28 protein-coding genes are annotated in these 23,863 nt (G+C 43.4%); 9 read left to right on the forward strand and 19 right to left on the reverse strand.

Annotated features, from left to right (window positions below; genetic code table 11):
* Positions 1-4: 4 nt before the first annotated feature.
* Entirely contained in the window at positions 5-457 is a 453-nt protein-coding gene (locus MD535_RS00565; protein WP_265672941.1) for an A24 family peptidase, read from the reverse strand.
* 20 nt (positions 458-477) lie between these two features.
* Entirely contained in the window at positions 478-687 is a 210-nt protein-coding gene (locus MD535_RS00570; RefSeq protein WP_265672942.1) for a Flp family type IVb pilin, read from the reverse strand.
* 328 nt (positions 688-1,015) lie between these two features.
* Here MD535_RS00570 and MD535_RS00575 point away from each other — a divergent pair, with 328 nt between their 5' ends.
* A complete protein-coding gene (locus MD535_RS00575) occupies positions 1,016-1,879 on the forward strand; it encodes a LysR family transcriptional regulator (RefSeq protein WP_265672943.1) in 864 nt (287 codons plus the stop codon).
* A gap of 134 nt (positions 1,880-2,013) precedes the next feature.
* Positions 2,014-2,838 (forward strand): transglycosylase SLT domain-containing protein, encoded by an 825-nt coding sequence (locus MD535_RS00580; RefSeq protein WP_265672944.1) that lies wholly within the window; start codon positions 2,014-2,016, stop codon positions 2,836-2,838.
* Between the two features lie 126 nt (positions 2,839-2,964).
* Here the strand turns inward: MD535_RS00580 and nagK are convergent, their stop codons facing one another.
* Together nagK and MD535_RS00590 are read right to left on the reverse strand one after the other, a co-directional pair.
* Positions 2,965-3,873, reverse strand: a complete 909-nt coding sequence (nagK, locus tag MD535_RS00585; protein WP_265672945.1) for an N-acetylglucosamine kinase — start codon at positions 3,871-3,873, stop codon at positions 2,965-2,967.
* Between the two features lie 151 nt (positions 3,874-4,024).
* Positions 4,025-4,777: a tRNA-uridine aminocarboxypropyltransferase gene (locus tag MD535_RS00590; RefSeq protein WP_265672946.1), complete on the reverse strand. Its 753-nt coding sequence runs from the start codon at positions 4,775-4,777 to the stop codon at positions 4,025-4,027.
* A gap of 70 nt (positions 4,778-4,847) precedes the next feature.
* On the opposite strand from MD535_RS00590, the gene MD535_RS00595 reads away from it, so the two are divergent.
* A complete protein-coding gene (locus MD535_RS00595; RefSeq protein ID WP_265672947.1) occupies positions 4,848-5,660 on the forward strand; it encodes a sterol desaturase family protein in 813 nt (270 codons plus the stop codon).
* A gap of 34 nt (positions 5,661-5,694) precedes the next feature.
* Here MD535_RS00595 and MD535_RS00600 read toward each other — a convergent pair whose 3' ends face one another.
* On the reverse strand, positions 5,695-7,740 hold the full coding sequence (locus tag MD535_RS00600; protein ID WP_265672948.1) for a methyl-accepting chemotaxis protein: 2,046 nt from the start codon (positions 7,738-7,740) through the stop codon (positions 5,695-5,697).
* A gap of 148 nt (positions 7,741-7,888) precedes the next feature.
* Here MD535_RS00600 and MD535_RS00605 point away from each other — a divergent pair, with 148 nt between their 5' ends.
* Complete coding sequence (locus MD535_RS00605; RefSeq protein WP_265672949.1) at positions 7,889-8,359, forward strand: NlpC/P60 family protein; 471 nt, start codon at positions 7,889-7,891, stop codon at positions 8,357-8,359.
* A gap of 85 nt (positions 8,360-8,444) precedes the next feature.
* Here MD535_RS00605 and MD535_RS00610 read toward each other — a convergent pair whose 3' ends face one another.
* On the reverse strand, positions 8,445-8,789 hold the full coding sequence (locus MD535_RS00610; protein ID WP_265672950.1) for a DUF3802 family protein: 345 nt from the start codon (positions 8,787-8,789) through the stop codon (positions 8,445-8,447).
* A gap of 307 nt (positions 8,790-9,096) precedes the next feature.
* Between MD535_RS00610 and MD535_RS00615 the strand changes: the two genes are divergently transcribed.
* Complete coding sequence (locus MD535_RS00615; RefSeq protein ID WP_265672951.1) at positions 9,097-9,648, forward strand: porin family protein; 552 nt, start codon at positions 9,097-9,099, stop codon at positions 9,646-9,648.
* Positions 9,649-9,763: 115 nt separating this feature from the next.
* Here the strand turns inward: MD535_RS00615 and MD535_RS00620 are convergent, their stop codons facing one another.
* Positions 9,764-10,321, reverse strand: coding sequence for a DUF1439 domain-containing protein (locus tag MD535_RS00620; protein ID WP_265672952.1), 558 nt, complete (start codon positions 10,319-10,321; stop codon positions 9,764-9,766).
* Between the two features lie 295 nt (positions 10,322-10,616).
* On the opposite strand from MD535_RS00620, the gene MD535_RS00625 reads away from it, so the two are divergent.
* Complete coding sequence (locus MD535_RS00625) at positions 10,617-12,221, forward strand: ABC-F family ATPase (RefSeq protein ID WP_265672953.1); 1,605 nt, start codon at positions 10,617-10,619, stop codon at positions 12,219-12,221.
* Positions 12,222-12,334: 113 nt separating this feature from the next.
* Here MD535_RS00625 and MD535_RS00630 read toward each other — a convergent pair whose 3' ends face one another.
* The gene (locus MD535_RS00630; RefSeq protein ID WP_265672954.1) at positions 12,335-13,345 is read right to left on the reverse strand and encodes a homocysteine S-methyltransferase family protein; all 1,011 of its coding nucleotides are present in this window, start codon (positions 13,343-13,345) and stop codon (positions 12,335-12,337) included.
* Positions 13,346-13,603: 258 nt separating this feature from the next.
* On the opposite strand from MD535_RS00630, the gene MD535_RS00635 reads away from it, so the two are divergent.
* Positions 13,604-14,872, forward strand: a complete 1,269-nt coding sequence (locus tag MD535_RS00635; protein WP_265672955.1) for an O-acetylhomoserine aminocarboxypropyltransferase/cysteine synthase family protein — start codon at positions 13,604-13,606, stop codon at positions 14,870-14,872.
* Between the two features lie 297 nt (positions 14,873-15,169).
* On the forward strand, positions 15,170-16,036 hold the full coding sequence (locus MD535_RS00640; protein WP_265672956.1) for a fructosamine kinase family protein: 867 nt from the start codon (positions 15,170-15,172) through the stop codon (positions 16,034-16,036).
* Between the two features lie 111 nt (positions 16,037-16,147).
* Here MD535_RS00640 and MD535_RS00645 read toward each other — a convergent pair whose 3' ends face one another.
* The 7 genes from MD535_RS00645 to MD535_RS00675 form a co-directional block, all read right to left on the reverse strand.
* Entirely contained in the window at positions 16,148-16,762 is a 615-nt protein-coding gene (locus MD535_RS00645) for a LysE/ArgO family amino acid transporter (protein WP_265672957.1), read from the reverse strand.
* A gap of 134 nt (positions 16,763-16,896) precedes the next feature.
* Positions 16,897-17,088, reverse strand: coding sequence for a CPXCG motif-containing cysteine-rich protein (locus tag MD535_RS00650; protein ID WP_265672958.1), 192 nt, complete (start codon positions 17,086-17,088; stop codon positions 16,897-16,899).
* 52 nt (positions 17,089-17,140) lie between these two features.
* Positions 17,141-17,596 (reverse strand): GNAT family N-acetyltransferase, encoded by a 456-nt coding sequence (locus MD535_RS00655; protein ID WP_265672959.1) that lies wholly within the window; start codon positions 17,594-17,596, stop codon positions 17,141-17,143.
* A gap of 83 nt (positions 17,597-17,679) precedes the next feature.
* On the reverse strand, positions 17,680-18,093 hold the full coding sequence (gene arfB, locus MD535_RS00660) for an alternative ribosome rescue aminoacyl-tRNA hydrolase ArfB (protein ID WP_265672960.1): 414 nt from the start codon (positions 18,091-18,093) through the stop codon (positions 17,680-17,682).
* 116 nt (positions 18,094-18,209) lie between these two features.
* Complete coding sequence (locus MD535_RS00665) at positions 18,210-18,425, reverse strand: VF530 family protein (protein ID WP_265672961.1); 216 nt, start codon at positions 18,423-18,425, stop codon at positions 18,210-18,212.
* Positions 18,426-18,867: 442 nt separating this feature from the next.
* A complete protein-coding gene (locus MD535_RS00670) occupies positions 18,868-19,008 on the reverse strand; it encodes a hypothetical protein (protein WP_265672962.1) in 141 nt (46 codons plus the stop codon).
* 328 nt (positions 19,009-19,336) lie between these two features.
* Positions 19,337-21,010, reverse strand: a complete 1,674-nt coding sequence (locus MD535_RS00675) for a mechanosensitive ion channel family protein (RefSeq protein ID WP_265672963.1) — start codon at positions 21,008-21,010, stop codon at positions 19,337-19,339.
* Positions 21,011-21,297: 287 nt separating this feature from the next.
* Here MD535_RS00675 and MD535_RS00680 point away from each other — a divergent pair, with 287 nt between their 5' ends.
* Positions 21,298-21,549: a GlsB/YeaQ/YmgE family stress response membrane protein gene (locus tag MD535_RS00680; RefSeq protein WP_265672964.1), complete on the forward strand. Its 252-nt coding sequence runs from the start codon at positions 21,298-21,300 to the stop codon at positions 21,547-21,549.
* Positions 21,550-21,686: 137 nt separating this feature from the next.
* On the opposite strand, the gene MD535_RS00685 is transcribed toward MD535_RS00680, so the two are convergent.
* The 4 genes from MD535_RS00685 to MD535_RS00700 all read right to left on the reverse strand — a co-directional run bounded on the left by MD535_RS00685 (position 21,687) and on the right by MD535_RS00700 (position 23,845).
* On the reverse strand, positions 21,687-22,103 hold the full coding sequence (locus MD535_RS00685) for a GNAT family N-acetyltransferase (RefSeq protein WP_265673243.1): 417 nt from the start codon (positions 22,101-22,103) through the stop codon (positions 21,687-21,689).
* Positions 22,104-22,234: 131 nt separating this feature from the next.
* A complete protein-coding gene (locus tag MD535_RS00690) occupies positions 22,235-22,744 on the reverse strand; it encodes a GNAT family N-acetyltransferase (RefSeq protein WP_265672965.1) in 510 nt (169 codons plus the stop codon).
* A 65-nt stretch (positions 22,745-22,809) separates the two neighbouring features.
* A complete protein-coding gene (locus MD535_RS00695) occupies positions 22,810-23,283 on the reverse strand; it encodes an ASCH domain-containing protein (protein WP_265672966.1) in 474 nt (157 codons plus the stop codon).
* A 157-nt stretch (positions 23,284-23,440) separates the two neighbouring features.
* Positions 23,441-23,845 (reverse strand): cytochrome c-type biogenesis protein, encoded by a 405-nt coding sequence (locus MD535_RS00700; RefSeq protein ID WP_265673245.1) that lies wholly within the window; start codon positions 23,843-23,845, stop codon positions 23,441-23,443.
* Positions 23,846-23,863 lie beyond the last annotated feature (18 nt).

Raw genomic sequence — 23,863 nt, forward strand, 5'->3', positions numbered from 1 at the left:
ATTGTCACCTATTAATATAAAATTTGTAAATGGTAATTAAAAAGCCAAAGCTTATAGCGACACCATAAGGTAGTCCCGGTTCTTCTTCATTATTGGGTACCATTTTTAGCAATCTATACTTCATCAAATAAATGGTAGATAGTACACCACCACAAATCGCAACATTAAAAAATGCATCTCCAAGTAAACCAATTGGAATCGCCAGAGAAAAAGCAATCATCAACTTTATATCTCCCCCTCCAGCATATCCTCTTATATAGATTAACAACATAATGATTATAACCGTTGCAGTATTAGCTAAATGAAGCCACACCGTATATTCAGATAACATTAACAAATAGACAGAGCAAGCAGATATTAATAAAGTCAGTGAGTTACTAATGGTTCTTAACGCCACATCACTTGCGCAAATTGCAGCGCAAGTGATGTGCATGACTACAAATATTAAGTAATCCAACTGACTATCACTAATAATGTCTAACTGCCGTTCGCCGTATCAATATTACTGCTCACGGTACCAAAAGCGGTCTCTAGCGATCCTACAAACCCTGTACTACCTAAAACCACTGCTAACAACACAGCCATTGCAACCGCAATTAAGCCATACTCAATAGCCGTTACCCCACGGGTATCTTGCTTTAACCCATTTAGAAAATTTGTCGCTCTTACGTATAATTCAGTCATCATGGTAATATTCCCTCTATCAACTGTTTGCACTTAGCATTGATAACTGTAGGTGGCAGATCACTGTCTCAAAAGTGGACACTATCGGTTAGACCGATATCACCATCAGGAAAGGCACATTTATAATTAAGCCTTATGATTTAGATAAAACAATTAAGTTAATATAATCAATGGCATACGATAAAAAAACTAATTTTCCATTGGAGATTAATATCTACAAACCAATCCCTAATGCGTGATGTGGATCACATTTTTACATAATAACGTTCTAATCTAAGATAAGACTGTTACGCTTTGTGTGTATGTCATTAACAAGACGGGTATACGAAACATGAAATTGCCATTTGACAATTTAATATCGTTTCACGCTGTTGTTAGTTTTGGTTCATTTAGCAACGGGGCGAGAAAACTCGGTAAATCACAATCAACCGTTTCAGGCGCAATTAAGAATTTAGAAAATGAATTGGATTACGCGTTAATCGATCGCAGTAAAAGTACCTTAACACTGACAGATAAAGGTAAGAAAATTTACCACCTCTCGGCACCAATCATTTCCAAGTATTTTGAATTATTACAAATTGCAGAGTCACTTCACAATAGCGATACAAAGAAAATCAATATTGGCATTGACCCTTTGATATTTAATGAAGAAGTAAAACAAGTGCTAATAGAATTCTCCGAAACCTTTCCTGACACGGAGCTGACTGTTTTCACTAAACCAAGCCACATACTTGGCCAATATGTCAATTGTCATAAAGTCGACATCGCCATTGGTAACCCTTATCATAAAACGGAATTGTCCTTTAATATCGATGAACTGTTTATGGTTAATTGCAGTTGGGTCATTCACAAAGACGTATCGACAGATTACGACTTATCCTCCATGAGGTTATTGCTAATCGATGGTAGCGAAAGCTTTGTTGATTTTTCTAGCATTGCAAAGCATAACATTTGGATTCTCGATGATACGAGTACCATTCTTGATCTTTGCTTAGCCAAAAAAGGCATCGCATTTTTACCTCATCATCTTATCGACAATCACAGTAGGCGTTTTGAGCTAATGACGTTTTCCGATGAGATGAATCTATTTGGTAAACAGATCTACGCGTCGTTATTTTGGCCCACGCATTCCGACTTTACTCGGCAGCATCAATGGATCCACAACAAACTTCGTAAAGGTCGTCAAACACAGTAGCAATGACTACAAACCAAAGTCGTTTTATTCATATAATCAGTTAGCCCCAATAACCGCTTATCAAAACCAAGACAGATCACTACTCGTATACAAGCTACTATTACAGTATTGGAGAGTAAGTGAGGAGGAAGGCATTGGGCATTGAATTCAATACACGCTGTCAACATAGTGTAGTAAGCGTACTCTGTTGTTTATTCCTTATTTGTAGCGGCAATGTACTAGGTAATGATCGCCGTGTTCATTACGAAAAAATGCTACCAGGCATTAAAGAAAACTCAACTAAACAACTCACGTTAAAAACCGATTCAACACAGATACAGAGTAACAGAAATACCAAGTACGACTCACATCATGTTGTCACGGAGCTACGAGGTAGCGTGTCTTCATCGCCCACTATTTTAGAACCAATCAAAACCAATAGACAACATTCCAAAATCACGACTTATCTACCCATCATACAAAAAGCTTCACGCAAGTGGGGAATTGACGTTAGCCTGATACTCGCAGTCATACATGTTGAAAGCTACTTTGAGCCACGAGCTCGTTCTCACGCACCTGCTTTCGGTTTAATGCAAATAATGAGAACCGGAGCGGTTGCCGAAATTTCTCAACGTTACTTTGGCAATACCGCATTTACCAGTGAGGATCTTTACCGTCCAGACATCAATATTAATATAGGGACCGCTTATTTAAGAGTGCTTCAAAGCCATTATCTCAACGGTATTGCGTCACCTCGCTCTAGAGAGTGGCTCTCCATTGCCGCATATAACTGCGGACCGGCCAACTTACACAAATATTTTAAACGGAATAACTCAGTAGAAACGTTCACTCATACCGTTAATCAAATGAGTGAGGCGGCCATTTTTAACTACCTTACTTCGGAATTTCCCATAAGTGAAACCAGACATTACGTCAAAAAAGTCATCGACAAGCAACGTCGCTACGAGGCGTTCCGCTAGACGTCTCTCCGCCTACAGCGCAATCTATGGACTTAAACAATGACTCAATCAATAAAAAAGCCAACGGCGTAAACCATTGGCTTAAGTCAATCTGTCCACGTACTCTAGAGTACGTGAATCTAGTCCTTACTTAATATTCAAGAACGCTGCGCCACGAACACCACCAGAATCGCCATGTTTCGCTTTAACGATCTTAGGGCACTTCGCCACCGACATCAGATGCTTAGGAATACGCTTAGGCATCTCTTCGTAAATGAGATCATAGTTCGATAAGCCACCGCCTAGCGTCACTACGTGCGGATCATTACCTGTGAAGATATTTGCTAAACAGATCGCGAGTAGCTCCATGAACATATCAACAAATTCGGTTGCTGAGGCATCACCCGTTTCACGCGCTTTAATGATATCAATCGCTTTCTTCTGCTCACCATAATAATGCGCGTATAGAAGCTCAAAACCACGACCAGAAAGGTAGTTGTCTAGGCAGCCTTTGTTTCCACAGCCACATTCCAATAAAGGGGCGTTTTCACCCAGATGGAACCACGCATCAATAGGAAGACGCATGTGACCAAGCTCACCGGCAACGTTATTACGGCCAGAAAACACTTTACCTTTATAGATAAGACCGCCGCCAAAACCCGTCCCTAAGATAAGACCCATAACAGAGGGAGAGTCTTTTAATTCGTCATCCCACGCTTCTGATAATGCAAAGCAGTTCGCGTCATTTTCAAGCTTCACTTCTCTTCCGATCAGAGCTTCAAGATCACGTCGAAGTGGCTGCCCTTTCGCACAGGCAATATTCACCGTTAATACCGTTTCGTCGTCTGCATCTTCCATCCCAGGCAGACCAAGCCCGACTTTACCTTCAACACCAAACTCGCTGTCATATTTCGCGACTAGACCTGCAAGCGTATCAAGTAAAACTTGGTAATTGTCACTTGGTGTTGGGACACGTTCAGTTGCCACTCGTTCTAGGTTTTCGTTGAATGCACCAAACTCAATTTTTGTGCCACCGACATCAAAGCCGTAATACATACAAAACTCTCCTTGCTAACCCAAAATTCGGGTGAAAAATAAATATCTTCGGGCATTATCCATATCCCTACCCCCTCAAACCGTGACTCAGCGCTAAGTTATCTTCTTGTCTAACCTAGTTGCTCAACAAGTCAGCACAATCTCCAGGACTTTAGAGGGATGTCTCGTTTCCGATCATGGCAATATACTTATGCAGATCTGGTCTGGTGTGATCGATTGAATAACGGGTCTTGCTCATCATGTAGCTTTCTCTAAACGCCGCAAACCAATGGTCAAGGACCTTAGATGCCTTTGCTTCACCAAACTGTTCAAAGACCAAACTCGCCACTTCTGCCGTTGCTAAGTGCTCCTCAATACTTGATTTTCTCATTACGTAGTTCGATATTGCTTCAGGCTTAATTGAGCACACTGGAAACTCATCTAGATAAGGCGATTTTCGAAAAATACGGCGGGCTTCGCGCCAGCTGCCATCTAAGAAGATAAACAATGGTTTTTTAGCTGTATCGATTGCTCCATGCTTTTTCTCAAGCGTCAACAAGCGCGACTTGTCATCAACGTAATCTTCGGGAAACACGACAATTGGTTGATATCTTTCATCGCTAAGCAATGCAAGTAAGCGGGAGTCGGGTTCTGTACGACTCCAAGCATAGGCATACCCTTCTTTTACTGTATCTAGAATTAGACGCCCGGTATTACTGGGTTTTAATATCTCCGCGTCAGAGACTAGCAGTAACACTGCAATGTTGGACTCAACATCTGGTTGGTATTGGCAAATACAATACTGCTGCGCAATTTGACACTGAGGACAACGTTTAACCTTCGCGCCGCGCGCATTAAACGGTTTGGTGGCAATAGCCAATCGATCATTATAAAGACGGTGGAAAGCGTGAAATCTCATTTTCATGGTAATCTTAGGGCAGATGCCGGAATTCTAACCCTGCTTATCCCATTTAGACAAAGGAAACCGTAAATTGATGGAAAATAGCGACGCGATCCGTCTACTCATTTTTATCACAGTGCTTGTTGCTTGTGCGGTTTGGGAATACCAATCACCAAGAAAAGACCGGACTCGAACCCGTCAACTTCGTTGGACCAATAACCTTGGCTTGGTTGGGTTCAATTCTATTCTGTTAGCGGCGATCATGCCCTTACTAGCCATTGACGCGGCTTATCTGGCTCAGCAAAACAACATCGGTTTATTCAACCAATTTGACACCATCAGCCATTCTGAATTTGCCCAGTGGATGCTTATCCCACTCTGTGTCGTGCTGCTCGATGGTGCAATCTATTTCCAGCATCTCATTTTTCACCGTGTGCCTATTTTATGGCGCTTACATCGTATGCATCACTCGGATCGTGATATTGACGTCACGACTGGCGCTCGGTTTCATCCCATCGAAATTATATTGTCGATGATCATCAAAATCGCACTGATCCTGTTACTGGGTGTCCCTCCACTCGCCGTGTTGCTGTTTGAAATCATTCTCAATGCTAGCGCAATGTTTAATCACAGTAATGGCTTTCTGCCGTTATCCGTTGACCGACCCCTTCGTAAATGGATAGTGACGCCCGATTTTCACCGTGTACACCACTCTATTATCACCAAGGAAACGCATTCCAACTTTGGCTTCTTCCTGTCTATTTGGGATCAGCTTTTTGGTACCTACCGAGCGCAACCCGAAAAAGGCCATCACGATGTTATCATCGGGATTCCGCAATTTTCCGACCCTAGGGAACAAAGGCTAGACAAGATGCTCACCCAGCCTTTTAGAGAGCCCGACTCGTAGAGACCTTGGCTGATAAAAACTCATCCTTTATCACTTAATGCGTATTCTGAGCCAGTTGGTATTTATGTAGCATCGCCTGCTGATGCCCAGCAATATCGGCAACTTGCTCTGCACTCTCAACCATCGACTCTAACTGCAAGTTAGCGTTTTCAGCTTGCGCACTCACGTGAGTAATAGAGCGCCCAACTTCCGCCGTGGCCCGCTCTTGCTCTTCTGTGGCAACAGAGACTTGTTCAACACGTTGGCGGATCTGAGCAATGGCATTTTCAATGTCCTCAAACGAGGTTTTAACACGCTCACTTGATACCAGCGCCTGATTCATTTCATCACGCGACTCAATGACAGACTGGCGCGATTCTTGGGCGGCTTCTTTCAGCTCTGTCATCATTTGCCGGATGTTTGTCGTTTGGCTGGATGTATCACTGGCTAGCTTTCTCACTTCATCCGCCACAACCGCAAATCCACGCCCCATATCCCCAGCGCGCGCCGCTTCAATCGCCGCGTTTAACGCCAATAAATTCGTGTTATCTGCAATGCCACTAATAAGATCCACCATTTCTTGAATTTGCTTCACTTTCGTATCGAGCTCATCCATTGACTCTGCATTACTGGTTAACGTGGTTTCCAATGAGTGTAAACGCTCTCGATTTGATTCCACGGCTTCCAGCCCCAACGTTGCAAAGCTCTCGGCCTGCTGCGAGTCGCTTAACGAAGCATTGGTGACAGAAGAAATTTCATTGATTGAGGCTTCTAGTTGCGTCACGGTTGTCACCATGCCATCTAGCGATGTGTTTTGTTCACGCATACTATTGCGGGTTTCTTCTGCTGCACCATGACTGATTTCCGCAGTTTGATACAAGGTTTCACAATTTCTTGTCACCATTTCAATCGAATCGTGAGTTGACCCTGTGACGTTATTGAGTTTGAGCGCAATATTTTGAATCTCGCTCGGCCCCGTCAGTGCCACCGTGTTGGTAAGATCATGTTCCGTCAATAACTTCAGCTGATTGGCAATGTTTTTAAGAGAACGGTTAACCCAACGACGCAGCATGAAAAATATTAAAACAATGACAACAATCAAAATGCCAGTCGCGACAAATAGGCTGTAGATGTTAAATAGGATCGTATTGCTTACCACCGCTTTGCTGGCATCAATCAGCGATGATGCGGTATTGGATACCTCCGACAGCAATTGAGTCGTTTCATCTGCCAAAGCAGTCGCTCGTGATAACTGTAATTGCTGCTGCTCCACCAGCTCCAGTCGAGCTAAAATCTGACGCAAGACACCATTGGATTGAAACCCTTCTTGAACCATGCCAAACGGCGCAGTCAAACTGGCAAATTCTTTTACTTCTGGGTGCCACTGGGCAAAATCGTCAAAGGCTAAATCAATACCTGCAATACGGTTTCGCATTTCACGGTATTGCTTCTTTGCTTCGGAGAGCCTGTCTTGCATCATAAGGACTAAGAACGTACTTTCCATCGAACTTGCACTGGCAATAAAACGACTCGCGGCATCTGCAGCGGCTGGATTATCGTCAGATAAAATGAGACTAATACGGTTCATTTCAGGTCCGATGGAACTCAGACCATAGCGAAAACCTCCTACCTCTTGGTCGATCTGCGCTTTCATTGCGACGATACGAGCCTGCAATTCAAGTATTGACTGCGTCAGTGACTGAAGCTCAACAATCTTGCTACTCAGTAATTCCTGTTGCTCAATTGTCACCGCTTGATTGTATAGGTCGGCGATTTCAAACAGCTGTTCAGACTTGATTGTGCTCGCATCAACAAGTTCCGTAATACGATCTTGTATTGCAGCCAGCTCCTCACCCGAACTAGTTTGTGTCCCGTAACTGAGTAACTTAACTTGCTCCAACACATCTTGTGTTAAGCCTGCGTTGTTCATTGCTAACGGTAACGCGCGGTTGGAAAGTGAGTCAAATTGGCGGTTAACCTGGGTAAGGCCATTCGCACTCAACCAACTTAGTCCGACAAAGAGCATTACTATAAGAAAGAATATAATGCTGAGTGAGCGAATCAGTGAGGTAGAACCTTTCCTTGCTGTCGAGGATGTCATGCTAAGTCCGTTACATTAGGTCACACAACGAGTGTCTTTTCATCTTGGATGAACATTAGACAACTAGTTGAATTAGTATAGAATTACTAGGAATAGTAGTTATTCTCAATGACAGATTTATTACACTTTTATTGAATGAAGATGACACATGAAGATTCGTAAGTTATTGATAGTTTTCAGTATGGTGACCGTTTTGGCAGCGTGTTCGTCTTCACCTGACCGTGCCGCTCATACTCAGCAACCCTACAACACAGCGGATAATGCCCCATTTTTAAACGAATATAAAAAATGGCAGGGTGTCCCTTATCGTCTTGGCGGCACGAATTTCAGCGGTGTGGACTGCTCTGCTTTTGTGCAAGCGGTTTATAACGATGCCTATTCCGTCAAACTGCCAAGAACCACCGCTCAACAAGTTAACATCGGCAATAAAGTGAATTATAACAATGCGCAAAGCGGCGATTTGGTTTTCTTCAAGACGGGTTATAAAACAAGGCATGTGGGTATTTATTTAGGTGGAAATACGTTCATGCACGCCTCCACATCCAAAGGGGTCATTTTATCGCGATTAGACAACCCTTACTGGGCGGCTAAATTCTGGCACTTTCGTTCCGTCAATTAATGATTCGACTCAATATTTTGGTACAAAAAAAGAGGCTAAGCGCCTCTTTTTTATTCTTAAATCGGGATAAACCTACGTTTAATCGCTAATCGTACTTTGCGACTGCGGTATCAAATAGATTTTTAACTAATGCGATATACTCTTCAAGAAATGAGACTTGCTCATTCGTTGCGTTTCTATTCCAAACACCAGCCAACACCTCTTCAAGATCTTGAATCACCAAATCAACTTCTTTCAGTAATTTAAATCGTACACTGGAATGAAGTTCTGGATTTTGTTCAAACAAAACCATGATATTCGACGCCACCATGTCAGTCGCCACATCTTCAATGGTTTCCGCCCCTGTGTCTCCTGCTTTCGAAGTAAACACATCCAAATTCATGGCTAAATGTTCTATCAATGCTTGATAGCCGTCAGTATTTACCACCACGACTGCTCTCCTAGCAACGGTAAAAATATAAGGTAAACATACCAAAGATAATTAATGTATGTAAGCTTTTGATTTAGAAAACCTACGCTATATTTTCGAGGTATGCTTCACCTCACATCTATCATTTCTATACGTTGTATCGCCTTAATCGATAGAAAACGGTGATTTTTATTAACTAACAGACATTTTTACTATTAAAATCATAAAGTTAAAGAAAAACCTCACATAACATCATAGTATACGCCCAGCTATGCATAATACGCATTTAAACGAATAAAAAAACGCCAGCTTATAAATAGGTATCACTATGAAAACATCGTTACAACTCGCTTCCGTTCTCTCTATGATTGGGTTATCAGCAACATGTGGAGCAGAAGACTTTTCTCATCACGTGGGTGTTCGTGCTGGACTCTGGAATCAAGAGCTTTCTGCGCTAGGAAGTAAATCAGATGGGCAAGATGTTGCTTGGGGTTTTGAATACGTTGCATTAAAAACGATTAACGATTCTGGAAGTGTCAAACTTGGTCTCCACACTACCGCAGATATTTCTAGCGTCTCTCACACCGGAGGAACCGCTGACAACCGAATCTTTACCATTGCTCCCGAGGTGGCACTAAACCTCATGAACAATTTTGATGCTTATGCCAAAGCAGGGCTAGGTTTTTGGAACACAAAATACAAAGTAGATGGGCTATCTGATTCAGACAGCGGCAATGATTTTATCTACGGAATAGGCCTGAGATATGCGTTGAAGACTGGCGCCTATTCAAGTATTGAATACACCCATTTCAAAACAGATAGCTTGGGTCTCACACAAGACAATAATCAAGTTCTACTTTCTCTAGGCTATCGATTTTAGTCCTGTGCTGCTTCAATCGCCAACATTCTCTCTGGCGATTGAAGTCTACTTCCTCCGACTCCATTTCTGCTACCATCCAACAAGCTCCTTCACCTAAACGATATAAGACGGCCTTCTAATTAAACAACTCGATCACCAGCTTATTATCTTTGACAACTAACTTTGGCTCTGCGGATTTAAGTAGCGCCTCCTGTACTTTAGAGCTGTCGAGTTTATACACCGGATACTCCGATAACGCGTAGCCAATCATAGACACCGCAGGTTTAATCAACGCTTTAATTTCAGGTGTCAGCCTTTGCTTGCTCTCATCAAACTGTTCCAGACGCAAAGATTTTAAGAATATTTCGCCGCTTTCTGCCTGATAAGTCGGTATCGCACTGAACTCTAACGCTAGATCGAGACCAATCTTATCTGCATTAAGCATCTGTACTTCCGCGTTGGTATTGGCAAACACAGAAACTCTCTCGGCATCGGTACGACCTATTTTTACTTGTAGATCGTCAACTGACACCTGTGCATACATCACATTCTCAATGCCTACCGACTGCTCGAAGTTAACGTTATCATGCAGATAATTCGTCATATCTTGTTCGGTGATGCTGTAACTTGCGCAGCCTGAGATGGCTAAAGCTGTACCGACTAATAACCACTTTAAACCCATATTTTTCACCATATCCGTTACTCTTATTCATCTATTTCGGTGTTTCATTACTATCACTCTACTCCATCCATTGAGTTATCGCTTCTTTTTACTATCGTCCAATCCCATCTGTATTGCTGTCAATATCGTGGTGTCATCCATTTTCATAGAATATGGAAAAGACAAACTGTTCTGTGACTTACCTCTCATGTCTATTATTTGTCGAATAAGTCTGTATAATCCGCCGCGTAACAATCTGTACTTTCATTTCTGTCGATTTGCGCTGTGATTTACGCCAATCGTCACTCTCATACCTAGGAATACTTCTTTGATATCTACCGCTAACATCACCATGCAATTCGGCGCTGAGCCGTTATTTGAAAACATTTCAGCTAAGTTCGGTAACGGTAACCGTTACGGCTTGATCGGTGCCAATGGATGTGGCAAGTCAACGTTCATGAAGATTCTTAGTGGTGCCTTGACCCCAAGCTCTGGCAACGTATCAATGACACCAGGATTAAAACTGGGTGTTTTGAGTCAAGATCAGTTTGCATTTGAGCAATACAACGTGATTGATGTTGTGATAATGGGTGACCGTAAGCTATGGGAAATCAAGCAAGAGCGCGATCGCATTTACTCATTACCAGAAATGAGTGAAGAAGACGGCATGAAAGTCGCCGAGCTCGAAAGTGAATTCGCAGAGATGGACGGCTACACCGCAGAAAGCCGTGCTGGCGATATCTTAATCCAAGCCGGTATTGAAGAAGAGTTGCATTTTGGTTTGATGCAGCAAGTCGCACCTGGTTGGAAGCTACGTGTTCTCCTTGCCCAAGCGCTGTTCGCGAACCCAGATATCTTGTTGCTCGACGAACCGACCAACAACTTGGACATTCACACCATTAACTGGCTAGCAGAAGAGCTTAACCAACGTAAGTGTACAATGATCATCATTTCGCACGACCGTCACTTCCTAAACTCTGTATGCACACACATGGCAGATATCGACTATGGTGAGCTTCGTATCTACCCAGGTAACTACGAATACTTCCTTGAAGCATCGGGATTGATTCGCGATCAATTACTGGCAAGTAATGCGAAAAAAGCTGCTGAAATTAGTGAACTACAAGATTTCGTTAACCGTTTTGGTGCCAATGCCTCTAAAGCAAAGCAAGCCAGCTCTCGCGCTAAAAAGATGGATAAAATCAAGCTTGATGAAGTAAAATCAACAAGTCGCATTAGCCCATCGATTGATTTCGGCGAAGGTAAAAAGTTGCACCGCCAAGCATTAGAGCTTCAAGATCTTGGGCATGGTTTTGACGGTGAAGTACTGTTTGAAAAAGGCAACTTACTCTTAGAAGCTGGCACTCGTTTAGCCGTTATCGGCGAAAATGGTGTAGGCAAAACGACGCTATTACGTTGCCTTGTGAACGAATTAGAACAAAACCATGGCGTAGTAAAGTGGTCTGAGAACGCATCAATCGGTTATTGCCCACAAGACAGCACTGCTGATTTCGACAATGACCTGAGTATTTTTGATTGGATCTCTCAATGGCGCACCGTTAAACACGATGATTTAATGGTCCGTGGCATTTTGGGTCGTTTATTGTTTACTGCAGATGATGCTAATAAAAAGGCTAAGAACTGTTCAGGTGGTGAAAAGAACCGCCTATTGTTTGGTAAGCTAATGATGCAAGACATCAACGTATTAGTCATGGATGAGCCGACCAACCACATGGATATGGAAGCCATTGAAGCATTAAACAATGCCCTGAAGAAATACGAAGGTACATTGATTTTTGTCAGTCATGACCGTGAGTTTGTCTCTTCTCTTGCAACATCAATCATCGATGTTAAAGACAAGCAATTAGTACAGTTCCAAGGCACCTACAACGAGTACCTTGCGCACCAAAAGAAAATGCTCGCAATCAGTTAGTCGCTAAGCGACGACTGATATGTAAACGTAAAACCGAACATTTGAACTGAACAAGGAGCAATGACACAGTGTGTCTTTGCTCCTTTTTGCATGTGGAGTCGGCATCGCTCACATCACAAGTGTTGCTCTCGTTTCCATGTAGACAGTGAACGAATATGAGCAGGGCCTATCCCACAACACCCACCGATTATAGACGCGCCGAGTTGATGCCATTGCTTGGCATAACATAAATATTCGTTTGGCGACAATGAACGCATCGCTTGCAATGTACCATTGGCTTCATGATCGGTATTAATTGGCATAAAGTTATTGGCGTAAACACCGATAATTATGTCATAGCCGCATTGCTCACTCACTTCCCTCGTCTCTTTAATCGCCTGTGCCATGGCTTCTGGAACGGAACAATTGAACATCACCCCATCAACACCCAAGCTACACGCTCGTTCTATCGCCTGGTTCAGCGACTCTCCCGAACGCAGCGTCGCATTACCGGTAGCAGAATCGCTTACGCTAAAGGCATAATAGATCGGCTTACTGGACGCCTTTAGAATACGGTGCGTCACTTCAAATTCAGCAAAACTTGAGATAGTTTCAACAATCCAGAGGTCTACGTAAGGATCTTGTGCTTGATAGAGCGTTTCAATAACGGGCGCCGCTTGGTCAGCTTGAAATAAATCCGGTCGATAGCTACCTAAGGGAGGCGGGATCGCACCAGCCACTCGCACGGTATGTCGTTCACCTTCTTGCTTACTATCTGATGTTAAGGGACTATCTGATGTTACGGGACAATCCGATTGTACGGGACTGCCTGAATTTATACGGCCAGCGGATCCTAATAGGCCGTGAGAAGCGTGCACTACCGACGCCGCAATTTGAGCCGCTTTTTGTGCGAGCTGCGCCCCCTCTTGCTCATAACGCTCTACTCCAAGATGAAACGGCACACACGCATAGCTATTAGCAATAATAATTTCGGCACCCGCATCGATAAAATTTTGATGTGCCTGACGGACATGCTCTGGTGATTCAATCAGCGCTTGTGCACTCCACAACGGTTGTGAAAATGGTGCGCCAATGTCTTGAAGCTCACGCCCCATGCCACCATCCAATATGGTTAATGATTTCATACTATCTACATCTAACTAACTATTGCCATCAACCTGCAGAGTAGCAGAGTGTTTGACTAAGCACCACGACCTGCTTTCTACGCTCACGCACAATTACTATGCGTTGCGATTGACTCATTCACCGAGTCGATTTAATAATAAGCACTGGACAAAATTCCATCACGACTATTACCACGCCGATACGCTTAGCGCTGTTTATGACGATGAATACGTCGCATTCATACTTTTTCAGGATTACCTACGATACAAGGAAGAACAATGAAAGACGAAACCCTCTCTATTCATTTTGGTTACGAGACTGACCCTACAACCAAATCTGTCGCGACGCCCATCTATCAAACTGTCGCTTACGAATTTGATAACGCTCAACATGGTGCCGATCTTTTTAACCTAGAGGTTCCGGGCAACATCTACACCCGTATAATGAACCCCACCAACGATGTTCTAGAAAAGCGCATGGCGGCACTGGAAGGCGGCATTGCGGGGTTGGCCGTGAGTGCTGGCAGCGCGGCCATCAATTACGCTATATTGACTCTAGCGCAGATTGGCGACAACATCGTGGCCACGCCACAGCTTTATGGTGGCACGTACACCTTATTTGCGCATATGCTGCCGAGCCAAGGCATTGAAGTACGCTTTGCTAAAGATGACAAACCCGAAAGTTTAGCGGAGCTCATCGATGACAAAACAAAAGCCGTTTTTTGCGAAAGTATCGGTAACCCGGCGGGAAATATTATTGATTTGGCACGGGTTGCCGAATTAGCACACGCACAAGGTGTACCCGTCGTTGTGGATAATACCGTCGCCACTCCAGCACTATGTAAACCCATTGAATTTGGCGCCGACATTGTCGTTCACTCTCTCACCAAGTATGTAGGCGGGCATGGTACAACGCTTGGAGGTATGATTATCGACTCTGGCAAATTCCCCTGGACCGAGCATAAAGAGCGCTTCCCTGTATTTAGCCAACCCGAGGCCTCTTATCATAATGTTGTTTATTCAGACGCCTTTGGCGAAGCCGCATTCATTGGGCGAGCTCGCACCGTACCACTTCGTAACACGGGTGCAGCGCTTTCACCAATGAATGCATTTATGTTGATGCAGGGGTTGGAAACTTTATCTCTAAGAATGGAAAGGCACACCGAAAATGCATTGGCTGTTGCCCAATACCTAGCAGGCCACGACAGCGTCGCTTGGGTTAAATATGCAGGGCTATCTGACTCGCCACATCATGCATTGGCAGAGAAATACATGAAAGGAAAACCGTCAGCAATCCTCTCGTTTGGACTAAAGGAAGGGTATGATGCCGGCGTACGCTTCTATGACGCCCTCAATATTTTCAAACGACTGGTTAATATCGGCGACGCTAAGTCTCTGGCTTGCCATCCGGCCTCCACCACGCATAGACAACTAACGGAGCAAGAGCAAAAGCAAGCCGGAGTGTCACCTGAAATGATTCGTCTTTCTGTGGGTATTGAGCACATCGATGACATCATTGCAGATTTAGAGCAAGCGCTTAACGCTTAATTGCCAGGCTGATGATGTACTGAGCCACGAGAAAGAGCCCCCGCTAGCCAACCCGATGCTCTTTACATCATTTAAACCCCAAATAGCGTTGCACGATTCATCCAAGTGGCAACGCTGATCGTGCAACGAATGACCTCCTTTCATCCCGCTTCAAGGTTATTCTTTACATAAGAATCAACAAAACTGCCCCCTTTTGAAGCACGACAAGCGTTGAATTTCCAAGCTGTGCCGATTATCACTGTATACCTAGCGAGGTTGTTCTAGAATACTAATAGTATTGATTAATGGGAGTAGCGTATGTGGCAAGCGATTTCAGACCAACTATCAGACACATTGATGTTTAAGTTCAATATAAAAGAACGAGTTAAAATGGATGGTGGCGACATCAATCAATGCTACATGATCAGCGATGGTGAACAACGCTATTTTATCAAAACCAATCACAAAGACTTTCTGCCTAAGTTTGAAATAGAAGCGGAAAACCTCCACGCACTGCGTGAAACCAATACGGTTCAACTGCCAGAAGTCGTGCTCATTGGCAAAACAAAAGAGTGTGCTTTTTTGGTCCTCAACTACATCCCAGTTAAACCCTTAGATGTCGCGGAGAACAGTCATCGCTTCGGTGTGCAGCTGGCAAAGCTACATAAATGGGGTGAGCAAGCCGAGTTCGGTTTTGATCAAGATAATTACCTAGGTGAAACCTTACAGCCGAACCAGTGGCATAAAAAGTGGTCACGCTTTTTCTCCGAACAACGCATCGGCTGGCAGCTACAATTGCTCAAAGAAAAGCACATTACCTTTACCCCAATCAGTGAATTTGTAGATTTGGTTAACCACCAACTCTCCGGACACAACCCGAAACCATCGCTACTTCATGGCGACTTATGGAATGGCAACGTCGCGAATTCGGCATTCGGCCCGCTTTGCTATGATCCCGCAAGCTACTGGGGGGATAGAGAGTGTGATTTAGCCATGACAGAGCTATTTGGCGGATTTCGTCCAGAATTTTATCAAGGCTATGAAAGCATCCTCGCTATTGAACCCATGTACGAATATCGTAAACACATTTATAACCTTTACCATGTGCTCAATCACTGCAATTTATTTGGGGGCCAGCACTTAGACGAAGCCGAAAAACTTATTTCGACCATTCAGTCTTCGTAGTTTTTCCTACCGCTGTCGCCTACGTCTAAATCGATATACGTAGGCTAAGGCGAATCGATATCGACCCAGCTCAACGTGACATAACGAAATGGGTAGTGACTTGTTAACCGCCTAACCGATAACTAATGTCACCGCGATAAAGAACATAAGCGCACCAACTAACCCTTCCAGAACTTTCCAAGACATTGGCTTACTAAAGAGTGGTATGAGCAAACGAGCTCCGTATCCCAATGAAAAAAAGAATACAAATGATGCCGAAACCGCTCCAATACCAAATGACCACTGCTGCGGTGCGTATTGGGTTGATATAGAGCCGAGTAGTACTACTGTGTCCAAATAAACATGTGGATTTAGCCAAGTTAACGCCAAACAAATCCCTATCGTTTTCAAGAGCGAACCTTTAGATTCGCCTTCGGGATCAAGTTTATGCTGCACGGTAAACGCAGAGCGAAAACTCTGAAAACTATAAACAAACAAAAATAAAGCACCGGCATACCGAGCGATAACCTCCACCGATGGGTATGCGTGAATAAGCACACCAAAGCCGCCTACCCCGGCAGAAATTAGCAAAGCGTCCGATACCGCGCACACCAAGCATACGAAAAAAACGTGGTGCTTCTTAAGCCCTTGCTTCAGAACAAAGGCATTTTGCGCGCCAATGGCAAGAATTAGCGAAATACTTAACGAAAAACCAGTGACAAATACATCAAGATTGATAGGGAGCATTTAAATCCTTTAAACACGTTGATCCGCGCTGCTTAACAATAAACTTTCGCGTACCAATTAACTTTCGCGTAGCAATAAACCTCCACGCAACAAGGAGTCCTCAAAGAAGGGCATTATGCCGTCGTCAGCATCAATTACGCGTCGTTTTCATGACGCGTAGAAACAACAAGACCATCGTCAACAAACGTAATCGAGAACAAAATAGGACGACAACAGACATAGCAGTCTTCAATATACTGCTGTTCGCCACTCGTGCAATCAATGGAGGTTTCAAATTGCTCGCCACAGTACGGGCACTCTACATAATGAAATCGAATGGCATCCATATCCTTTCACCCTATTTAATTTGTTGTGCGGTGATCTGGTTCAATAAACCTACTATAGCTGTTTCGTCATGAAAACACTGTTGGGGTCAAGCGTGTAATCTGCAAAGGGTGGGCATTCAACAAAACCAAAGCCTTGATATAACGTCCGTGCTGGATGAAAAAATGCTTCGGTTCCTGTTTCGAGGCTGAGCCGATTAAAGCCTTCTTGTTTGGCGGCTTCGCATAAATGAACAACGAGTTGCTTCGCGATACCTTTACCACGTGCGGAAATCGCTGTGCGCATTGACTTTATTTCACCATGCTGGCCATCGAGTACTTTGAGAGCAACACAACCTGCAAGCTCACCTTCAATCCAAGCGGACCAAAAAGTGATGTCTGGTTTCTGTAATCCGGTTAAATCCAATGCATGAACACTATCCGCTGGAGAAGTAGCATACATGTCATCGAGATGCTCTTGTAATAGACCTTGGATTTCAGGCCCTTGTAAATCGTCCCTAATTATTTCCATGCGTATATCCTTATACGTTGATTTTTGATTTCCATGTTCATGTTGCCGAGGTGATATCACTACTTATAGACGCGTATTAATACTTAATCCGAGACTCTGCCTCTAAGCGCCTTAGTATTTCCTTTGCGCTTCTTCGCATCCATCCTGCGCGTCTGTGAGTTGCGCGTTGGTCTCGTCGCCCTCCTCGCTTTCTGGACAACAGCAGCTGAAACAATAAGCTGCTTGAGCCGCATCAAGGCATCTTCTCTATTCTGCTCTTGAGTTCGATAAGCCTGCGCCTTAATGATGATGACACCTTCTTTCGTGATTCTCGTGTCAGATAACGCTAGCAGCCTTTCCTTGTAAAAATCAGGCAAAGTGGAACGTTTTATATCAAAGCGTAGGTGTATTGCTGAGCTTGTCTTATTTACTTTCTGCCCACCGGCTCCCATAGATCTTATGGCTGTAAGCTCTATTTCCCACTCGGCTAATTCAACGCTATTCGAAATTTTCAGCATAGTGCCGCTCTAGTCTGTAAAAGTATTGACATGTGGAACCTTCTGACGACCATTTATTGCCTCGTAAAGAGAGTTGCATCAACATTGGCAAGCATGGTCGTCGTTTTACGCTCTTGCTAACTAAACGTAGACACATAGAGCGCTTCAACTTTATCGCGCGCCCACTGGGTCTTTCTTAAGAACTTGAGCGACGACTTGATAGACGGATCATTACTAAAGCAATTCACATTAATGTGATAGTACAATTCATCCCAACCGTAATGCTCAACTAAGCGAGTAAGAATTTTTTCTAATGTAAGCCCGTGCAATGGGTTGTTTTGTTGGTGGCTCATAAATAAGAGTCCTGATTAAATTTTGTAGAGAAAAGCGTCAGTCTAAGTTAGAGATGGTGATAATGGTTAAAACTCAACCAAACCTACTATTTTATAGCCAGGAACTGGCAAAACACGCTTAAGATTGTTCAAGCTTATTATGAATTCGAAATAGGATCAAAACTAATGAGTTTAGGCAGGTTTTTTGACTAGAGTGTCGCTTCGCTTATACGTCATCTGACATAGACAACGTGGTCTCGAACTCGTACATAGTTGTTTCTAAAAAAGGCTTTGCCGTTCCCCAACGCGTCGCCGACCCTAGTAGGCGTAAGTCGCCTGTTCATACTCTAGCAGAAAGCAATGTAAACAAAAGGGGGGGGGGTAACGCTCAATTCCACCCCCTTTAAATACTAAGCAACAAAAGAAAGATAAAATGTACGATTGCTCAATATTCTGATGTCATCTAATCGGTACTCTCTAGCCCAGTATAAAGGAACTCAGCTGCAAAAGCGCCGGTACTCACCGTTATTGCCGCTACCAATAAAACTGCCATATACTTACTGGCTAAAATACACAAGCCTAAAGTATTAATTATTTTTTCCATATCGTTTCTCCTTTGAAGAAAAGTGTTGTTTTAATTGCGTAAATTAATAAACACCCCCATTTTAGAACAACAGATACGAGCAGTTTGCGAGCCCCAACAATGTATCGACCCAGGATATTATAATTCTTATATAAAAAGCGAAAATTGCACAAATTTACAACTAGTAACAAACATTTTATAAAGCACCCGAGTACCAATAAAAAAACACGACTAGATAAACTGGTCGTGTTTTGTGTTTGAGTGACCTAAAAAGGCTATGTTACTTAAGCCACCATTATGCCTAACACTCGATGTTAATCTATGCTACCACGTAGTCAGCGACGCTTAGCTACGCTTCTTTCTTATCTATCATGTGCAAGTGGACGTCTTGCTGTGGGAATGGGATAGAAATGCCTTCCCTATCAAAACGTAGCTTCACTTCTTTTGTCACATCCCAATACACATCCCAATAATCATCCGTCTTCACCCAAGGGCGAACGATAAAGTCGACGGAAGACGTATTTAATGTGTGCACTTTAATCATCGGCTCTGGCGAGTTCAGTACTGAAGGGTGGCTCGTCACGATGTCTGTCAGCACGGATTCTGCTTTTAATAAATCATCGCTATAACCAATCCCAAATATCATATCGACACGACGAATCCGCTCATGGGTGACATTTTTAATCACATCGCCCCAAATTTTTCCATTCGGCACTATAATAATTTGATTGTCAAAAGTACGAATCGTGGTGCTCACTAAGCTCATGTGGCTCACTTTACCATCAACCCCCCCAGCAAATACAAAGTCCCCAACATCGAATGGACGATAAATAAGTAACATCATGCCTGCAGCAAAATTGGACAAGGTATCTTGAAGAGCAAAGCCAATGATGACACCAGCAATACCAAAACCCGTTAACACAGGGGCAAGGTTAAGGCCAATTTGAGACAAACCGACCATAATACCGATAATCCAAACGATATTCCCTGAAATAGAAACAAAGAAGTTTTGCATCAAATGCGACAATTTAAAGTTTTTCGTGACTACGGCTTTGCTCACCACCTTACGTACCAACTTGACGATCATCCGAGTCGCCATCAAGATCAATATAAAAATAAATACTTGGAATAGTTGTTGAGGTGCATTGTCTGCTAACCATGTTAGACCAGCACTCCACCATTCGTTGGCGAGAGAGAGCATCACTTTTACATTTAAAATATCTTGCGTGATGTTTCCTGTCACTTGGAAGATTTGGCGCTTATATTCCGAGGTTTCCAGATCCATATCATCACCAAGCACAATCAGCTTTTTCATACTGTCGGTTTCAATCGACAATCGTTGTGTCGTGATTAGCTGCGTCATCTGAAGCGCTGCTTTTTCTGATTCGGGCGCTGCAGCAATTTGAGTCGCCACTGTTTTAACTTGTTGATCAAAGTATTCTATCGAAGCGGAAACCAATCTCATTCGTTTAGTGATAAACAGAGATAGGGCTTGTTCCAATTCAACATTAGGTTCACCAAGTTTTTGTAACCATGTCAGATTCTGCCAACTGCTTTCATAAGTTGAATCTAAATACTCCAACAACTCTCGATAGGTATTGAGAATAGAAAGCTTTTCTTCATCTTTTGCCGCGTTGAACTTTTCGGTGATGTTTTTGATTTTATCTTCAAGATACGCTTTTGCACCTTCGGTATATTCTTGCTGCAATGCAACTTGCGCACTTAATACCGCTTTTGGTAGTGCATCGTTGTCGATACCGGTTGCGATGATATCTCTTAATTCATTATTTTTATTAAACAGCCTAAATTGAATCGCGTCTTTTTGATCCCCTGTTGATAGCTTTAACGACTCTGCTAGGTCTTTTATCTCACGATTAACACGGTCAAACTCCCGTTGCTCTTTTGTTGAGCGCACCGATTCGTTTTCTGTTTGTGCGTGCGCATATGAGAACAAAACACTGTTCAAACCAATGATAAATAATAATAAGATTGATTGTATCTTTACCAACCGTGACATCTTCATTCCCGACTCCTTGATGGGCGTGCTCCCCTCGAACGTATGCCGAGGTACCTCGCTATCGATTAATACCTTTGCCATCGACTCAGATAGCTATATCAATAATAGATGAATTTTATTCGAGGATGACCTCGCTAACGAAAAGATTACTGGTTCAATTCACATTGTTAGTCATAAATCATTTAGGACTCTGTTCGCTTATGGCAATTAAAGGAATTGACGGCCTACTATTTGAACTATGCTTACCGATGGTAACGTCATCTACAGCGCTTAATTAGTGTAAGGAGCGAAATATGGGCATCATTTCATGGATTATTTTAGGTTTAATTGCGGGAGCACTGGCAAAATGGTTAATGCCGGGTAATGATGGTGGGGGTTGGCTCGCGACGATGGGGCTTGGTATTGCTGGCGCATTTGTCGGTGGGTTTATCGGTGGATTGCTTGGCTTCGGTGGTGCTAACGGTATTAATATCGGCAGTATTATTACCGCTACGCTCGGTGCTTTCATCCTTCTTTTCGTCTACAACCGTTTTATTAAAAACTAACTTGAAAATTAAGCCTAGAGAATGAGCAAAGAGGGCGTTTCAGTTATTGAACTCGCCCTTCCCTTTCGCTCTTGGCATTGAGTTAGAGTCGACCAGCCAATATCGCAAAGGTTAGCGCTAAAGCGCACTGACTGCCGCTAAATGTTCAGATTCGCCGAGGCGTTAAACGAATACATTTTGATTTCTTTACGATCCTCCCACCCTAACGAACGATAAAACTGCTGCGCATTTTCATTTTCCGTAGTGACAAAAAGATGCGTTTTGTTTATGCCAATCAGCCCTAACGCTTGTGTCGCTTTTTCAATTAAGCCCCGACCAATTCGTTTTCCACGGTGCTTATCCGCTACCGCAAGATGCTGAATATAACCTCGACGCCCATCCGTCCCCACTAACACGGCACCAACAATACGATCTGTGACCATGGCGACATAGCTCAAATTTGGGTTCTGATCTAAGTATTCCGTAATACTTTCTCGGCTATCGGCCTCGCGCAACTGCATGTTTTCCGTATCATGCCAAAGCCCAATCACCGAATCATAATCGGTTGATTGCATTTCTCTATAAGTCACATTCACTGAGTCACTCCTTTTAAACTCAATTACCTCAACGTGATACCAACGGTATCCTTTTATATGCTTCACAATGATTGCAAACGATAGTAACGTCATCCCATGGTAACGAACATCTACAGGGCATAGATTACATCATCATACCTTTGACCATCTATCATGTAGGCATCAGGTACTCGCTTTACCTGAGTAAAGCCACACTTACTCAGCACCCGTTCAGACTGGGTATTCCCATCTGTCACGGTCGCCTCAAAAGCGACGTAAGAAAGGTGCAATTTCGCCCAATTTAACAGCGCCTGTAATGATTCTGTTGCAAAGCCATAGCCATGACATTCAGGTGTCAGCAAATAGCCGACTTCAGCCTTATTACCATCAATGATAAAGCCAGTAATACCAACCTTCTTGCCCGTTTCTTTTTCAACTATGGTTAAACATAACCAGTGAGATGCCGTAATATGCCAGGCAGGTAAGCGGTGCAAAAATCGCTGATGAATTTCCGCATCCGTTGGCGTATCAAAACATAAGTGAGTCACCCGCTTATTGCGGTGAAGTGCTTTAAAAAAACTCGCATCACTATTGTTAAGTTGACGCATGCTAAGGCGACGACTTTCAATACGTATTTTCATGATGATAGCCTCATGGTAAGAGATTCACGGTAATAGCCGGGGAGACAGTCTCATCGAAAAGGGCCCTATACGCCGACGGGATAGACTTTTTCGAACGTTTCCAAAACAAGATCATCGTCAGTGGTAAAGGTTAGACCTAACTGCGAGGCGTAGCGCTGGAAGAAATTGATATGGGACGTACGCCAAGATGGGTAACTGCGATCGCCCTCTCCCTCCATAAAAGCGAACTCAGGCGTCACTTTATCAAACGCACAAATCGCAACACTAGTCACTTTAACAATACACACTGGCTCTTGATTCCAGTTAAGCACAACGGATAGTCGCCCGATCTGTGGAAGCGGCTCATCATCAACCACATACCCTTCTTTAAGACTACAAGTTGCCGTTTTGATGCCTTGATCAATTAAACGTGCGCATTCATTTGCATGGTATTCATCGGCGCAAAAATGCTCTGCAATAACCGCAGGGACCGCCGCTCGTTCAGCTTGAGAGAGTGTGGATAAGTACTGTTCTAAAAATTCGCTTTGCTTTGGCGTCATAGTCCCTTACTCAAAATAAACACACCTTACTCAAAATAAACATCCTTTACATAGATATTACAATGAGTTGAACTAAGCTGACTAGTGGGAATTGGTGATTTACGTCTACTGTAGCGCGTTAAATTACAGCGAACTCTTGTCTACTGGGAACTCCTGTCTACTGCGAACCCTCCTCACGGCTATTTTCACGCCCGTTAGAATGAATGCCTCGACGAAACATTAGCACGAGAAGTGTCAGCGCAATGATAATCGGCACTCCCCACAACAATGCATTCTGCTGGGTCAGGGACGGTTGATAAAGAACATGCTGCCCATACCGAGCAACCATATAATCCTTCACTTCTTGTTCTGTTTTACCTTGCTTTATCAGCTCGAAGACTCTCAGTCGAATATCTTTCGCGACTGGTGAATTAGATTCAATTAAGTTCTGATTCTGACACATAGGACAGCGTAATGTTTTGGCTAATGCTATGGCATCCTTCTGTTGTTTAATCGACTCAAATTCGAATAACTCAACCGATTGCGAACTGGCTGATGCTGATGTGATGCTCAAACAAAGCATCGCTAGCAGTAATACCGC

The sequence above is a fragment of the Vibrio qingdaonensis genome (assembly GCF_026191675.1).
Taxonomy (GTDB): domain Bacteria; phylum Pseudomonadota; class Gammaproteobacteria; order Enterobacterales; family Vibrionaceae; genus Vibrio; species Vibrio qingdaonensis.